The sequence below is a fragment of the Paraburkholderia sp. WS6 genome, from assembly GCF_030464835.1.
Classification (GTDB): Bacteria; Pseudomonadota; Gammaproteobacteria; order Burkholderiales; family Burkholderiaceae; genus Paraburkholderia; species Paraburkholderia madseniana.
Map to the genome: position 1 here is coordinate 57,213 of NZ_JALQCK010000035.1, position 15,364 is coordinate 72,576.

General features: G+C 58.1%; 11 protein-coding genes. All 11 read right to left on the reverse strand.

What is annotated here, in order from left to right; genetic code table 11:
• Nucleotides 1-111 precede the first annotated feature (111 nt).
• Nucleotides 112-1,515 carry a DUF1329 domain-containing protein gene (locus M0D64_RS32090; protein ID WP_266260761.1) on the reverse strand — a complete coding sequence of 468 codons (1,404 nt, stop codon included), beginning with the start codon at nt 1,513-1,515 and terminating at the stop codon, nt 112-114.
• 33 nt (nt 1,516-1,548) lie between these two features.
• Nucleotides 1,549-3,228 carry a DUF1302 domain-containing protein gene (locus tag M0D64_RS32095; protein WP_266260762.1) on the reverse strand — a complete coding sequence of 560 codons (1,680 nt, stop codon included), beginning with the start codon at nt 3,226-3,228 and terminating at the stop codon, nt 1,549-1,551.
• A gap of 759 nt (nt 3,229-3,987) precedes the next feature.
• Nucleotides 3,988-4,287, reverse strand: coding sequence for a hypothetical protein (locus M0D64_RS32100; protein WP_266260763.1), 300 nt, complete (start codon nt 4,285-4,287; stop codon nt 3,988-3,990).
• A 456-nt stretch (nt 4,288-4,743) separates the two neighbouring features.
• Entirely contained in the window at nt 4,744-5,976 is a 1,233-nt protein-coding gene (locus M0D64_RS32105) for an EAL domain-containing protein (RefSeq protein ID WP_308102525.1), read from the reverse strand.
• Between the two features lie 36 nt (nt 5,977-6,012).
• On the reverse strand, nt 6,013-6,828 hold the full coding sequence (gene istB, locus M0D64_RS32110; protein WP_007178552.1) for an IS21-like element helper ATPase IstB: 816 nt from the start codon (nt 6,826-6,828) through the stop codon (nt 6,013-6,015).
• Nucleotides 6,825-8,324 carry an IS21 family transposase gene (istA, locus tag M0D64_RS32115; RefSeq protein WP_266260764.1) on the reverse strand — a complete coding sequence of 500 codons (1,500 nt, stop codon included), beginning with the start codon at nt 8,322-8,324 and terminating at the stop codon, nt 6,825-6,827. Before istA ends, istB begins: the two co-directional genes overlap by 4 nt.
• Before the next feature lie 1,498 nt (nt 8,325-9,822).
• Nucleotides 9,823-10,722, reverse strand: coding sequence for a 3-hydroxyisobutyrate dehydrogenase (mmsB, locus tag M0D64_RS32120; RefSeq protein WP_266260765.1), 900 nt, complete (start codon nt 10,720-10,722; stop codon nt 9,823-9,825).
• Between the two features lie 30 nt (nt 10,723-10,752).
• Nucleotides 10,753-11,871, reverse strand: a complete 1,119-nt coding sequence (locus tag M0D64_RS32125) for an enoyl-CoA hydratase/isomerase family protein (RefSeq protein WP_266260766.1) — start codon at nt 11,869-11,871, stop codon at nt 10,753-10,755.
• A 7-nt stretch (nt 11,872-11,878) separates the two neighbouring features.
• Entirely contained in the window at nt 11,879-12,667 is a 789-nt protein-coding gene (locus M0D64_RS32130; RefSeq protein WP_266260767.1) for an enoyl-CoA hydratase, read from the reverse strand.
• Between the two features lie 395 nt (nt 12,668-13,062).
• Nucleotides 13,063-14,568 carry a CoA-acylating methylmalonate-semialdehyde dehydrogenase gene (locus M0D64_RS32135; protein WP_266260768.1) on the reverse strand — a complete coding sequence of 502 codons (1,506 nt, stop codon included), beginning with the start codon at nt 14,566-14,568 and terminating at the stop codon, nt 13,063-13,065.
• A gap of 61 nt (nt 14,569-14,629) precedes the next feature.
• Nucleotides 14,630-15,163, reverse strand: coding sequence for a DUF2889 domain-containing protein (locus M0D64_RS32140; RefSeq protein WP_266260769.1), 534 nt, complete (start codon nt 15,161-15,163; stop codon nt 14,630-14,632).
• Nucleotides 15,164-15,364: the final 201 nt, after the last annotated feature.

Sequence of the window (15,364 nt, forward strand, 5' to 3'; positions counted from 1 at the left end):
GCGACAATCAGGACGCGCCTTTTTTATTGAGGTTCTGCAGTGCGCCCGGGCCGTGGTCCGACTCCGCCAAACCATGCGGCAGTGTCGGGCCTCGTCCTTCTTAGCCGCTTGTCACCGCTCACTACCGGCGGCGACTGCCTGAGGGGTCAGTGCCATTCCGGGCAAGCCATCACCACTGGCGTGGCCTCGGATGTATTGACCTGGATCACTCGCTCCAATCGCAGATACCACATAGCTCCCTTTAATCAGGTCGTACCAGACCCATGAATTGCCGTTGGTGCCACCGACGTCATACGTTGGAAAGGTGAAAACTCTTCCCACACGCCACAATTTACCGGCGTTGTCGTAGGTGTCATGAGCCACGATGCACCAGCAATCTTCTTCGACGTAAAAGGTGCGCCGGCTGTATGCGTGACGGGCGCCCTCCTTGCGAGTGGCTTCTATGACCCAGACGCGACGTTTCTCCATTCGGACAGCCGCCGGATTGATATGTTGTGGTCCGACGGCGTCTTTGGTCAGCATCGTGTTGGTGACGCCGTACACGTTGTACGGGACGATCATTTCCTTCTTGCCAACAAGTTTGAAGTCGAAGCGATCAAGTCGGCCTCGAAACCCGTCTACGTCGTCCCAAAAAAGGGAGCCACCAAAGGAGGCGATCGGCGTGTCATAGCCAAACTCAGGTGCGGCGCGGACGCGCCGCTGACCAGGCGTATAGAACCAAACTTTTTGCCCTCCATCACCACCTTCCACCTCGGGCAGGTAGTAGGTCAGAAAAACCGTACCGGCCGACGAGGGTGGCGCGATCAGTTTGGAAGACGCGCCATACGTCGCGTTAAAGGTGGACTGGCGCATCTTTCCGCTGTGCTCAGCCCACGGGCGCAAAACATAGGCATCAACATCCGGCAGCAGGGCGATCTTCCCCGCGGAGTCCACTTGAAAGGCCTTGACTCGCTCTTCTGTCACGACCGGTCCGAATCCTTCCTTGAAGTTCCACATAACTTCGTAGCCATTCTTGGGAATCGGGAACGGCACACCTGCGAAGGGCAAGCCGTCGCTGGCGGCTCCCTTCAAATTGTCCCCTTCGACTGCTCCGCCCAACGTGGCGGTCGTTGCGTTTTTTTGCGTGTTTTCCAGGAACCATGCTGAGTAAGCTACTGAGCGGCGCGTCGGATAGACATCCAGGCGATAGGTTGGAAATTTTGCAAGAAGCGCCTTGTCACCCTCGGTGAGAACAGCCTGATACTTGTCCGCGTTCTTCGCGTCGATGGAATAGAGCGGCTTGTCGTCGGCGAACGGATCAGCGTAGTGATCCGCCTGCGCCGGTGGCTTTGTAAGGCCACCAGCGTAGGCCGGGATCGAACCGTCGGAACTTGCGCCCGCTTCGGCTCCGAATTTCGTGAGGGTAGAGCCAAGCGCTTTTGCTTCGTCAGCCGTGACGGCAGCTGTAGCGAGGCCGGATGACAGGAAATATGCGCTGCAGACGACAGCAGCAGTCTTCAAAATAAACAAATTCATTTGAAATTACCTCTTACTAAAGTCCGTGCCGGTTCAGAACGACGTCTTGAACGTGAGTTGTACCCATCCCTTATCGTTTAAAGCGATCGGCCCGTTCCCGCTGGAATAGAACTGGCCAACACCAGGAAGATTTGATTTTTGATTCGCTCTCGAGTGGTAGCCGTTGTACTGCAGCGTTACGGTTGACCCCCGTGGCGCAGTAGCTTTCACCCCTATTGAGTAGACGCTGCTTCCTTGAGCCGAGCCGGCGGCATACGCCGCATTCCCATAGATCCCTGTCGAAAGGCTCATAGGCATACTCAGATTGATGTTGGGGAAAGCTTGCAGCCACTGCGGCTCAAAAGAAATAGACATACTGACCGCGTGCTTGGTGGCACACCCATCCCATTTGCTGTTGGTTGTGCAGGCGGCATAGCCAACGCCATTGAACATTGATGCGTTGTCCGTCACTTTCAGCAGATTTGTGTAGCTGATTTCTGCCAGCAAGACGCCAGCGTCCCACAAAGGTGTCGAACCCAATTGGATGAATGCGTTCGCGATGGCGCTCACAACATCGCCCCGAGCTCCAGCGGTGGTCGGGACCCCTGGAATTCCATTGGTCAATGCACTGTTCAGTGCGGTGTCCTTTCGATAACTGGTTTCGAATCCAGTACTAACGTTGCCAAAGGCGCGCTCAAAGCTCAGGCCGAGCAGTTTGACGTTCTGCGCGTAGCTTTCGTGTAGAAATCCGCCGCCGTTGGCATTCAGGTCCAGCAACGTCCACGGCTGGACTTCGTCGAACTGCCGGTAGTAAAACCCAAGATCGCCCCCTGCCCAATCGGGAGACCAGGTTGCTTTCACGCCAAAATTGTTGTTGGTGTTCCTCGGCTTGATTTCATTACCTGCGGACACAGGACCACCTGCGACCCCCGCCAGAGCGCCGCCGCTTTGTGGACCTGTGCCCAAAAAGTCGGCCGCGCCAAGGTAGGTACCGCCTTGCGGATATCTGTTGCCACGGAATTCGAAGAAGTACTGCGCGGACACAGAGAACTGTGGGTTCACCTCGGCCGTTGCCATGATCTGAGTGCGCGGCAGGAACAACTCTTTCACTTCCGATCCGGGCTGCGTAAAAGCCTTGATGAAGTCGACTGGGTGTTGTGAATAGGAAATACTGCCGAACGAGTCGAACAACGCGTTGCCCCATTGCTGGGTGAATCGCCCTACTTTGAAATACAGTGGGACGCTACCTACCCGCGGGTTTGCAAACACGAATGCGTCAAGCAGCTCGGCACCCTCGATGTGATATCTCTTCGTATCCCCCGAATACTCACCACTTGGATAAGTCAGAAACGACGGAGGGAATGCTGGATTTGTCGCTACGGAGTCGCTGTACGCAAAGTCTTTCCAGGCGGACGCCGAGACCCGAAATCCTGCTTGCTTTTGATAGGATCCCTGGAACTCGAAGAGACCCTGAACTCGATTAGTTACCAACTCGCCCGGATCGAACTTGTAGTCGCCTTCGGCATAGAACGGGCCATTTCCGATATTGCTGTCACGTCCTTGCGCCCGCATACCCACTGTGTACTGCAATGAGGTATCCAGATTTAGATCCCACTCGGGGGGGGTCGTGAACTTGTAAGCATGAGCAACGCCAGTCGTCGCCATCATTGACGCTGCCACGGCCAGCTTTTTCCCGCCGCACCAACCACGCGCATTCTTAGGCTTTGGTTCCATCGTGTCTCCTACTGTCTGTTTTTATATGAACAGGTAAAGCACTACGTACTAGACTTCACGCCCGCGGATTGCCGGTTTTTTTTGGGGTCTGACTTCGACATCTGGCCTGCGTGAAGGTCTGAGGAACTCACCCTAGCTCGCGCCGCGGTCAACCGTCTGTCGCAGTAACGAGATGCTGGAGCGTCAGCGTTATCTGGTAATCGCTCATCGCATGGAGTTGTCTAGGGACAAAAGCTTTGCATCAACACAAACCAATTCTAGCGGGATGAAAAAATAATGCAAAGGTTGATTGCGTTGAAAGCGCTAGGGATTCCACTGATAGGTGGATTGGCATGGGTCCGGATTCCGGATCAATCTGCGAGGCGCGAACGTTTCGCGCGCAGCGCCGGTGCGATCGTCGCCTGACCTTTAATCGCCATTGGTCAGCGATATCGGGCCCTGACTCGGTGGCCCGCGTTGGTGTGGACGTGATGAAGCGTCTTCTGTCTCGAGCGGTGGGTGCGGAGAGCGCTAGGCCGAGATCCGGCAGAAGCCTTCGGAAGAATGGGGGAAGCCGTCGTGATGAGGCGCGACGGTCATTGGATCACTGGGGGACTTCCTCTGAAATTCAAGGACGTGTCTGTGCGACGCATGACGAGAACAGGTTACCGACCACGAGCCAATGATTGGGGAAAAATGACCGCGTAGACAATGGATCCATCACGCGGACCAAAATCCGCACCCCCGATTCTGGTTCGTGGGTCTTTCTTCTGCGCAGGCTCAAGGTCGTTCGTATGAGCAGGTGCGCGTGAAGCGTTTGCGTGCCATTGGAGCGGAGCCTGCGCCCGAACCCAAAGTCGAGTGATGCGCATGCAGAGAAAGCTGCTGGCCGTGCCGGCTGCGTCGAATGCGAACGGTCCCCGAGGCCTTGTGCATCATCAAATGGGCAGCGGCCGCAGCATGATGCCGATCAATGTCATTACTGCGCACGGGAATAGCCGCAGCCAGCTCGGGGTATTGAATTATTTTTCGGACCACCCGTAAATTGATCAAACAGCGCGAAATTTTTTCCAGCTTCATTCTGAAGTTACGTAGCCGTAGACCCCCTATGCGTCGCAATGAAATCGATCATCCGGCCGCTCTCCGAAGTGAGTGGGCTGCGAGGCGCGAGCAGGTCTTGTATAGGGCGCTGAACACAGCTAGACCGTGAAACACGTCGGACCATGCTCAGCTGTCATCGACCAACATGCTCTTCGGCGGGAAGAGCAGCACGACGCTTCACGGGACTCCTCAAATAGCGTCTGGACAAGTGCGAGGTTCATGCTTCACCCGAAACGCGATGATCATATTTTATGTTCGCTCGCGATTCGATTGAAACGCAACGGGTTGGTGGCGCCGGGGAATGGGGAGTGGTCTTCCGTCGCGCCATAGTCCGGTACGGCCAAGGACTCTTTTGCTAACGGGACACTCCCTGATGTGGCAGTTCCGCCCGGGATCCGCGCTGGAATTCGAGACACCTCGGTACCCCCGCACGCGTCAACCCAGCATGGACATGGTATTGGCAGTGGTTGGTCCGGGAGTCGTTTCATCGCAACCTTTGAGGAAACGTGTTAATCGCGTGACGTTGAGAGTACGACTGTAGAAGAAACCTTGCCCGAAGTCAGCCTGACTTTCCTGGGCAATTCCGTGATGGATGGCGCTTTCGACGCCTTGAACAACAACCATTGCACCAAGATCGTGTCCCATTTTCGCCAATGCCCTGATCCTCGCCGCTCGCTCGTCGTTGTCAAGGGCCAACACAATTCTGTCGATTTTCAACATTTCAAATGACATACCCCGGGGCAGTTCGAGTTCCGCCTTAACACCCGATAGGGCAAAGCGCACGCCCTTCCCGCGTGCGTGTTTCATCGCCGGAATGAGCTGTTTGCTGAATTGCCCGAAACGGGTTGCATCGATGTTCACGAAGAGCGATGACAGTGCGCTCGCGCCGACGCTGTCGAGATCCTCCATAAAATCACGGCTCAAGATGTACGCGGGCGGAACGGTAATGCTGAGATAGAAGGTATCTGGCACACCCGCCTGACGCATTTCCTCGCCAGCCTGCTTCAAAATATGACGTGTCAGGGGTCGGATCACACTGCTTTTCTGGATGAACGACATGAAGTGCCCAGGGCCGCGTACACCGTATGTTTCGCTACTCCACCTTAGCAATACGTCAAAGCCGACGCATCGGGCGCGCCTTATGCCAAAGACGGGCTGATAGTCCAGCTGGAACTCGCCCCGTCGTAGTCCGGCGCGCGCTGCTCGCAACAAGGATCTGTCATAACGCACCGAAGACTTCAGCAACCATTCGGCGGCCGCGAGCAAGAGCGAAAACAAAAGCGTCCATAGAACGAAGCCGACATACCAGAATGTCGTCCCGTCGGCTGACCTCACTGATAAGCGCGTGACATACGCGCCGACTCGGGCCGAGAGCGATGTCGGCCGGTGCCCGTAAATTTCACCAGATGGACACGAGGAGGCGGACGAACGCGATTCGCATTGCGACGCTTCGCGCATTTCATCGGATTTCGTCGAGTCGACGTTCGCGCGCATATGATTTGAAGGTGTATCGCCCTGCGCGTTTACCCGCGATACATGGGTGGTTGAAGGCCAATCCAGCGACTGGGAATCCGTGATTAGGCTCGACCGTAGGCTGGGGTCTACTAGTGGGTTGTGCAGCAAGGAGCAGGTGGACAGCGTCAAGCAGAACGTCCGGTTTACCGACATTCATCTTGGCCGGTCGGCCGAGGTGATTGTCGCTGTTTAGCTGGCCATGGTTGTCGCTCCGTTCGGGTTGTCAGTGGGTAATTGACGGCGTCGCTCCTTCTGTTTGTCGCTGGCTTTGCGGCGCCGGTAGCTTTCGACGTTCAGCTCGAAGATCGTCGAGTGATGGACCAGCCGGTCGATGGCGGCCACCGTCATGCCGGGGTCAGGGAAGACATCATTCCAGCCCGAGAACGGCTGATTGGCCGTTATCAGAAGACTTTTGCGCTCATACCGCTCGGCGATCAGCTCGAACAGCACGCTGGTTTCCGCCTGGTCCTTTCGCACATACGACAGGTCATCGAGGATGATCAGGTCGAACCGGTCGAGCTTCGCGAGCGCCGAAGGCAGTTGCAGACTCTGACGCGCGACCTGGAGCTTCTGCACGATTTCGCCGGTGCGCGTGAACAATACGCGGTAGCCAGCGTCGATGAGTGCATGGCCGATGGCGGATCCCAAGTGACTTTTCCCGCCGCCGGGTGGGCCGAACAGGAGGATCGTGGCGCCTTTCTCAAGCCACGAATCGCCGGTGGCCAGCGCCATCACATGCGCCTTCGAGACCATGGGCACAACGCCGAAGTCGAAGGTGGCGAGCGTCTTGGTCGGATCCAGATGCGACTCGGTGCGATGGCGCTCGATTCTGCGTTTGGCCCGCTCGGCGAGTTCATGTTCGAGCAATGCACCGAGTAACCGGGAGGCCTGCCAGCTTTCCTTGTCTGAGCGTTCGGCGAAGTCCGGCCACAACCGGCCGATGGTTGGCAGGCGCAATTCGTTGAGCATCAGCGCGATACGGCCTGCATCGTAGGCGGCGTTCATGCGAGCACCTCCTCATCGAGCAACGTGTCATAGAGCGCGGCGGACGGCATGTCGACGACAACCACCGGACACTCGGCCTGGCGCGGCGCGAACTCATCGAACAGCGCCTTCAGGTCGGGCAGTTCACCGAGTTCGAGCAATGCATCGAGCCTCTGCGCCAGTTGCGCCTCGACGCCGTGGTTTCCTGCCAGCTCGAGCAGCCCCACCATGGTCTTGCATGCGCTGCGCGGCGTCAGTGCTACCTCGAGCCGCTCCCAGGTCCGCCGGTAGGCTTCACGCGGAAACAGATCGTCACGGAACGCGAGGCCCCTGAAGGCCTGCGGCTTGCGTTTGAGTGATTCGATGAAGTGCCGGTAGTCGATGCCGCGACCGCGCCGTTTGCTCGTGTGCGTGGCTCTCGCTGTGCTGTGCACGAGCGCGCCAGACAGATAGCAATCGAGCCGGTCACTGTAGAGGCGTACCTTCAGCCGATGACCGATCAGCCGCGACGGCGCGCTGTACAGGACGCAACGCACGGTGAACGTGCCGCAGTGGGTCACGCGCGCCTCTTCCTCAACGAAGTCGGTGGTACGGTGCTCAGGCAGGTCCAGCAGGTGTTCGCGCTCGATCTGGAACGCTGCTGCATTGCGCCGGTTGCGGCGCATTACCACTCCGCGCACGAACTCGTCGTACGCGGCGCGATCCGCGAAGTCGCGATGACCTCGCAACTCCAGGGCCTGATCGACCTGATCCTTCAGATAGCGATGCGAGGACTCGACGCTGCCATTCTCATGACCCATGCCACGGTTGTTGCGCGTGCCTTCCATCCCGTAGTGCTCGAGTAGAGCCGCATAGCGAACTGTGAAGTCTTCCTCTTCCTGCAGGTTCCTGAAGGCCGCCGACAGGCTGTCGGAGCGATGTTCGCGTGGGCAGCCGCCAGCCTGCCACAGCGCGTTCTGCAATCCCGTCGCGAGCGCCTGGAAGCTCTCACCACCATCAACCACGCTGGCGTATTCCCAGCGCGAGAACGCCAGCACGAAGTGATACAGCAGGTGGTTGAACGGGATGCCACCAATCGTTACGCATAACTTGTCCATGTGCGTGAAGTCCGACAGGCCTCGCGCGCCCGGTTGATACGTTTGAGGGAAGAACACCTCCTGGTTCGGCCCTTCGAGCGCGCGCCACTGGCTGACATGTCGCTCAAACGTGCGCCGCATGCTGTCCGGAAAGCGCTCGGGATGGTCCTCCTGCAATTTGCGCAGCAGGGTGATCGCCTTCAGCTTTGGCGCAGCGCGTAGCAATGGGACCACTTCGCTCTCCCAGACATCGGCGAACGGATCTGGGCGCGAGCGCCAATAGCGCCGCGGCTGCTGTGACGGTAGTCCGGCTTCGTGTTCGACACGCCGCGCCGTGCGCTCGCTCATGCCTGACTTCGCCGCAGCGAGCTTCTGCGGATGGTGTTTGCGATGGTTCATATAGAGGCGGACCTGCTGGTCGGTGATGCGGCTTCCAGACATGGGCTGACCGCCTCTTTTTAGATTCAGTCAGCCATCCTAAGCCCCGCCGATCCGGCGCCGCCGGCAGTTCCTCGTCTTCGGCGGCTACGCCGCCTCCGACTCCTCACTACCGGCCAAGATGAATGTCGGTACACCGGACGTACTCATTGTCGCCCCCCAAGCAGGTGGCGGAGGGGACGGGAATGTGCCCAGCATCGGGTCCGGCGAGCGCTGCGGGAATGATGATTGCATAGGTGCCGCCGAAGCCGCATGGCTGTGCCGGGTGAAATTGGTAGGAAGCGGGCCTGACAGACCAGTCGCTCATCGGCGGCCATATGGTTGCACCTTGAGATCCGCCCGTCGACACATCACGCTCAGCCGCACTGCAATGAGCAGGGGAGGCGAAAATGGAGGAGACGAAAAGCACGGCCGCGAGGCGGGACCTTGCCGGGGGATCTATTTCACGCCCAAGCCACACCAATTCAGCAAGCAGATTTTGCACGGCACCGACAGAGGCAGTCGTGAAGAGAACCATCCCGGCTCGACGGGTGGCAGGCCCGCACAGAACTTCAATCCGCCCCCATACTTGGCTAGCTCCCAACACGAATCGTTTCGATCTCGAAATCATCTTGGCCTTCATTCATGAAAAATTGAGTTGTGTTGGCTCCCGCGTGCGTGCCGATTAGGCACTTCTTCTGCCGGTCGACGTCACTTTCTTTGGTTTAATCAGAAGCCGTGTGCTCATGCGATTGACCGTGCGTCACCTCGCGCCGTTCTCGGCTTTTCTGCAGCAAATCCGGCGCGTTTGAATGGATCAAATCAGGCCAACGTCTGCCGTGCTGGGCCGTACGAAACAAGATGAATTTGTGTCAAGCATCGCCACTTACCTACCGGGTGCCTTACTTGTAGGCGCCTGTAGGGAGTTGGCTGAAGTTACGGAGCACCTAAGCGATTCGCATAGAAGGTCGTTTGCTATTCGGCGGGAAGATGCGCCACATTCCGTCTGAATGACGGAAAAAGAACATCGCGACCCGGCCTCTCGTCGTGAGGGTCTCGACAAGGACATAGCACATCTGCGTTGACCGCCTATTCCTGAACTCGATGACGCGCACTCCCGTTGCGGGGTCCGGCGCGAGCCAGTGTTCGACCATCTGGCGCAGAGACTTGAGCGCGCTAGCCATTTCCATCTCCTTACATCCGCGACCGCCGCCACTTGTTCAAGTCCAATTCTTCGCACACGCGGCGGTTTAAATCTATTAAGTAGTTGTACGAACTGTGACCGATTGAAAACTGGTCAGTTTCGGATTGGCATTCGTACCACAGTATTTAAAAAGCAATCTCGCGTTGTATTCAGGACGTATTCAATCTCCTTTGATGGATGCTTCTTGCACGGCCGGCGTGACTACCAGAATCTTGCGCGGCGGGGATCCCGTCGACCGACGCCGGCTTTGAGTCCGCTACGTCGGGGGTCTAGCGCAGGCGACCGGTACGTCCATCGATTAGTCATAGGGAGAAGACGTCAACAAGCGTCTTGACCGAGCAGCATGATCACGCTGGAAAAGTCCAGCCCGCCACGCCCCACATTCTTATTGAGCGCGTACAGGTTTCTGGCGAGCTCACCCAAGGGTATGGTGGCGCCAACGCTAATTGCTGCCTCGGCCGCTAACCCGAGGTCCTTCAGCATCAAGTCGTTACCAAAGCCGCCGGTGTATCCGCGTGAGGCCGGCGCGTTGTCCAATACACCAGGCCACGGATTGCAGACCTCGGTAGCCCAACTGCGGCCAGTGCTCACCGCCATCATCTCTGACAGAACCTTGGGATCCAGGCCATGGGCCACGCCGAGGGAGATGGCCTCGGCGGTGACCCCCATGATCACGGCGAGGGCCATGTTGTTGCACAGCTTGGCGACCTGTCCTGCACCCGAGGCGCCGATATGGAAGATGTACCTACCCATGGCGTGCAGCGCCGGCTGGACCAATTCGAGTGCCTCGGGTGTCCCGCCCACCATAAACGTAAGCGTGCCGGCCGAAGCGCCTGCCGTACCACCCGAAACGGGAGCGTCGATCATGTGCATTCCGCGCAACTGAGCTGCTTGAGCGACTTTTTGCGCGGACATCGGCGCAATTGTGCTGCAGTCGACGACCAACGAACCCTGAGGCAGTTGCTCCAGAATGCCCTGGTTGCCAAGGTACAGTGCTTCGACATGGCGGCTGGCGGGCAGCATGGAGAAAACCATGTGCGCTCCTGCAACGGCTTCCTGAGCTGAGGCCGATACGGTCAACCCCTTTTCTCGTGCGATCTGACAGGCTTCGACGCTGAGGTCGAATGACCGAACGGTATAGCCTGCACTCTGCAGATTGAGCGCCATCGGGGCGCCCATATGGCCCAGGCCGAAAAATGCAATGTGCGTGTTTTTCATTGAAATTGAAGGTGAGATTTTCAGATGGATTCAGGTGAGATCGGCAAGGGGGTGTTGTCCTCTAAACCGGGGTGCGAGTTGCGCCTCAATCTGATCGAACGTCACCTCGTCCAAAGACGAGGCCTGCCAACGGGGGTGCCTGTCCTTGTCCACCAACAGCGCACGGATACCCTCGACAAGATCGGGGTGCGTCGCACAGCCGACCGCTGCCTGGTATTCCAGCTGGAATACCTCCCCCAGCGACAGGTGTCGGCAGCGGCGCTGCATCTCGAAGGCGACTACGGCGGAGGTCGGGGAGCCCTTCACGAAATTGACTCCCGCTTGTGCCAAGCAGGCGTCTTCATCCCGAGCGAGCGCTGCGAGACGAGGCGCGATATCGCTAATGGTGTCTCTGCCGATCACCTTGTCGATACGCGCGAGGTGCAAAGCCATTGTGGATTGCGGCATATCAATCTCAACATACTTCTCCAATAGATGGCTGAGGCGAGCGGAGTCGGACTCCGGCTCACCTTGCCAGGCTTCCGCCACGATCTGGTCCAACACGGTGGACAGACGGCCCTCTGGCAGGGCGTAGTCGGCCATTCCCAAGAAACAGGCATCGCTGGAATTCAACTGCGCACCGGTCAAGGCCAGAAACAAGCCCGCCTTTCCCGGCAGTCGCGGCAGGAACCAGCTGCCACCCACATCGGGAAACAGGCCAATACGGATCTCTGGCATGGCCAGACGGCTTGTTGGCGTCACCACGCGATGAGAAGCGCCTACCATCAGGCCTATGCCCCCTCCCATCACGGCGCCGTGTCCCCAGCAGAGTATTGGCTTGGGATAACGGTGGATGTGGTGGTTCAGCCGGTACTCCCGTTCGAAGAAGGACGCTGCCCTCACGGGAACCTCGCCGGAACGCGTGCTGCGGATGGAGCGGTACAGATCCAGGACATCTCCACCGGCACAAAAGGCTTTTTCACCCGACGCATTCAGGATTACGCCAACCACTTGCTCATCCTGAGCCCACGCGGCCAGCTGCGGGGCGAGCAAATCAATCATCTCTAGTGACAAGGGATTCAACCGGCTCGGCACGTTGAGCGTGGCAAGTTTGAAGACGCGGCCTGAAGCGGTGTGCAGCGTGCTGAAATTCACCTGAGAGTCCATCATGTTCTCCTCAGGCATTGCGCCACACCGGGTTTCGCTTGGCAAAAAAGGCAGCCACACCTTCGCGCTGATCTTCAGTTTCGAACAGCCCGAGGAATGCCTCGCGCTCGGCCGGCAGCATTTGCTGAGGACGCCCACCTCGGGCACCCTGGATTAACCGCTTGCACGCCGCTACGGCACGGGGGCTTTGCCGGCCCACCAACTCCGCCATGGAGATGGCTTTTTCGAGCGCCTGACCAAAACCCACCACCTCGTCTATCAGGCCGATGTCACGGCCCCTGTCGGCATCAACCTTCTCTCCAAGCAGGATCATGCGCTTGGCCCAAGACTCGCCTACCGTCCACGCAAGCCACTGGGTACCGCCGGCGCAGGGCAGCAAACCGACACTGGGTTCCGGTAACGCCAACACCGCGTGCCGTTCGGCAACCCGCATGTCACATGCCAACGCGCATTCCAGTCCTCCGCCCATCGCGTAGCCATTGATGGCGGCAATGGTGACACCCGGGAAGGAGGCGAGCGCCTCAAAGGCCTCTCCGAAGCAACGGGCCATGGTTGACGCGACCGCCATGTCGCCATCGGCAAACAGCTTCAAGTCCGCCCCTGCACTGAAGAACTTGTCGCCCTCCCCCGTTATTACGAGAGCATAGATATCGCGATCTGCCTCGAGGTCACTCAGCAACGCCTTCAAGGCGGAAAGACTTTCTGTGGTCCACGTATGCGCGGGCGGGTTGGAAAGCATCACTATGGCCGTGTGGCCCTGCTTTTGTAATTTGAGGCCATCGTATTGGGAGGCGTTCATTCGGGAGTCTCCTGGTTATGTTCTTGCAGCTCGCTGCCGTGCCGCGAAAACGTGCGTAACCTCGGATGGCTGCAAGGAATCGTGGACAAGGGCATACCGCGATCGTGACCAGTCTCGAGCCCTGGCATAGCTTCACGTCGCATACGCCGATGCCTCCCGATACTTATGGAGCATAGAGACCAGGAAGAGCGCAGCTCCCCCGGCAATGGTCCCGCGCGGAGAGACACCTTTAGAATCCGATTGCGCTGCCTTAGGCGCGGGGGCCCGGCTGGCGAAAAGTCGGTTGCGTTGTGCTCTACCGAGCGGTGCTCGTCGCTCTGGTCAACTTTCATACTTTCATACACCCGTCTTTCGGAGAGGAGGAAGCCGTGACTGCCCCCCTCGGTGTAGCGCTATTACTTAAGGCTGATGGTGGTGTTAACACCTTGCGTGGCGGACTGGTCATCGAACCAACGGGCCGTCACAGTCTTGGTTTGCGTGTAGAAAAGCACAACCTGCTTTCCATACGGGCCCAGGTCGCCCAGTTTTGATGCCCGCGAGCCAGTGAACGAGAACATGGGTACGGGCACCGGGATAGGGACATTGATGCCCACCTGGCCGATATCGATGTCGTCCTGAAACTTGCGGGCAGCTGCGCCACTCTGGGTGAAGATCGCTGTGCCGTTCCCATTCGGGTTGGCATTGATAAATTCGATGGCGCCGTTTAGGTCCTCAATCTCGAGGATGGAGAGCACAGGGCCGAAAATCTCTTGATCGTAGATGGCCATGCCCGGCTTCACGCTCGAGAAGATAGTCGGCCCGACGAAATTACCCTTCTCATAACCGGGTACCTTGACGTTGCGCCCGTCGAGCTCCAACGTGGCGCCATCGGCAATTCCCCGTTCGATTAACCCGATTACCCGGTCGTGCGCCGCGCATGAGATGAGCGGCCCGACGTCGGTTCCATCCTCAATGCCGGCACTGACCTTCAAGCCTTTGGCCTTGCTCACCAATTCGGGAATCCAGTGCCGCGCCTCACCTACGAGAACCACGACCGGCAGCGCCATGCAGCGTTGCCCAGCGGCTCCGAACGCAGCACCTGCGATGGCATTCAGCGTTTGTTCCTTATTCGCATCCGGCAGCACGATGGCATGATTTTTCGCGCCCATCATGCACTGGACACGCTTGCCATTTTGACTTGCACGGTGGTAGACGTGAGTTCCTACCTTGGATGAACCCACGAAAGAGATTGCCTTGATATCGGGGTGGTCACAGATTCCATCGACTACCTCGGCGGCGCCGTGTACGACGTTCAACACACCCTTTGGGATTCCGGCCTCGATGGCCAGTTCGACCAGTTTCATCGTCACCATTGGATCTTGTTCCGATGGCTTGAGCACGAAGGTATTGCCACAAGCAATGGCCATCGGGAACATCCACAACGGGATCATTGCCGGAAAGTTGAATGGCGTGATGCCCGCACACACGCCAAGCGGTTGTAGGAGTGTGTAGGTGTCCACCCCGCTGGCTACGTTATTGGCCATCTCACCAAGCTGCAGGTTGCCAATCGAGCCGGCGTGCTCTACGACCTCCAGGCCGCGGAAAACATCCCCTTCTGCATCCGCAAGTGTTTTACCTTGCTCTGCAGTCAGCGTCGCGGCGAGCGACGCCATGTTTTCCCGGATGAGTTGCTGGTATTTGAGGAAGATTCGGGCACGGGTACTGATGGGCGTTTTCCGCCACGAGGGGAACGCGGCCTTAGCGGCGGCAACGGCGGCGGCAACTTCATTGGGCGTCGCCAGAGGCACGCGAGCCAGTACGTCTTGCGTCGCGGGATTGACGACATCGCGCCAGTGCTCGGTTTTTGATTGGACAAAGCAGCCGTCGATAAGCAGTGGGACGGATGGGACGGAGGTCAACATGGCGTTTCCTGTATTGATCAATCAGAGTTTTCTAGATGGCAGAGCAAAGTGAGCCAAATGCTCAACTTTCCAGTTTCTTGGCTTGTCGGATCATTCGAGACTCCGAGGTCAGGGCGATACAGGCATTCTCGAGCCGGGGCTCGATCGACAGGCCGACCCGCGTCCAATCCCCGTTCTCTTCATCGCTTTGATCTAGCCGGGCCCGTTCCCGCATTCGCAGGTACATGGTCAGCGTGTGCGATCCCGCCAAGTCGAGGGCCAACGCCATAAAATGACTGCAGCCCGCGGTGCCCCCGAGCAGGTTTTTAACGTTGGTGCTAAATCCGCTACTGACGCGCAAACCGACCAGTTGACTCATGGGTTCGAGACTTGCGGCGCATTCTCGATATGGCTGCTGGGACGCATGAGCTGTTACGCTGCGGATCGTCAGGTCTGGCAAGGAGATAGTTCCTTCCAGCGACAAGGCGTGAATGACTTCAGGGCCGTCGTCTGAGTCCGAATGATCCTCAAGGGAAGACCGAAAGCGTACAAGGTCATCGCTGATTGGATCGATCCTAAGCTTCTTGACGCGCTCCACCGAGCGTGAAAGGTTCATCGCGGCCTCCTTGTTGAGTGAGCGACCGCGCAAAATACGCGTACGTCAACAGGCACTCGGTAATTAAATTAAAAAGTATGACTAAATAACCATTACGTATGGAGAGCAAAGCTTCGAAGCCGATCCTATACCTTGATCACCCCGCTAGTGCCCGCCCCCCCTTCTTGGAGCGGGATGCGACAGGGATCTATAAGCGTGTCG

Excerpts from the sequence above, each read along its gene's own strand:
- M0D64_RS32090 (WP_266260761.1), bottom strand. The coding sequence starts at position 1,515 with ATGAATTTGTTTATTTTGAAGACTGCTGCTGTCGTCTGCAGCGCATAT.
- M0D64_RS32095 (WP_266260762.1), bottom strand. The coding sequence starts at position 3,228 with ATGGAACCAAAGCCTAAGAATGCGCGTGGTTGGTGCGGCGGGAAAAAG.
- M0D64_RS32100 (WP_266260763.1), bottom strand. The coding sequence starts at position 4,287 with ATGAAGCTGGAAAAAATTTCGCGCTGTTTGATCAATTTACGGGTGGTC.
- M0D64_RS32105 (WP_308102525.1), bottom strand. The coding sequence starts at position 5,976 with ATGTCGGTAAACCGGACGTTCTGCTTGACGCTGTCCACCTGCTCCTTG.
- istB (WP_007178552.1), bottom strand. The coding sequence starts at position 6,828 with ATGAACGCCGCCTACGATGCAGGCCGTATCGCGCTGATGCTCAACGAA.
- istA (WP_266260764.1), bottom strand. The coding sequence starts at position 8,324 with ATGTCTGGAAGCCGCATCACCGACCAGCAGGTCCGCCTCTATATGAAC.
- mmsB (WP_266260765.1), bottom strand. The coding sequence starts at position 10,722 with ATGAAAAACACGCACATTGCATTTTTCGGCCTGGGCCATATGGGCGCC.
- M0D64_RS32125 (WP_266260766.1), bottom strand. The coding sequence starts at position 11,871 with ATGATGGACTCTCAGGTGAATTTCAGCACGCTGCACACCGCTTCAGGC.
- M0D64_RS32130 (WP_266260767.1), bottom strand. The coding sequence starts at position 12,667 with ATGAACGCCTCCCAATACGATGGCCTCAAATTACAAAAGCAGGGCCAC.
- M0D64_RS32135 (WP_266260768.1), bottom strand. The coding sequence starts at position 14,568 with ATGTTGACCTCCGTCCCATCCGTCCCACTGCTTATCGACGGCTGCTTT.
- M0D64_RS32140 (WP_266260769.1), bottom strand. The coding sequence starts at position 15,163 with ATGAACCTTTCACGCTCGGTGGAGCGCGTCAAGAAGCTTAGGATCGAT.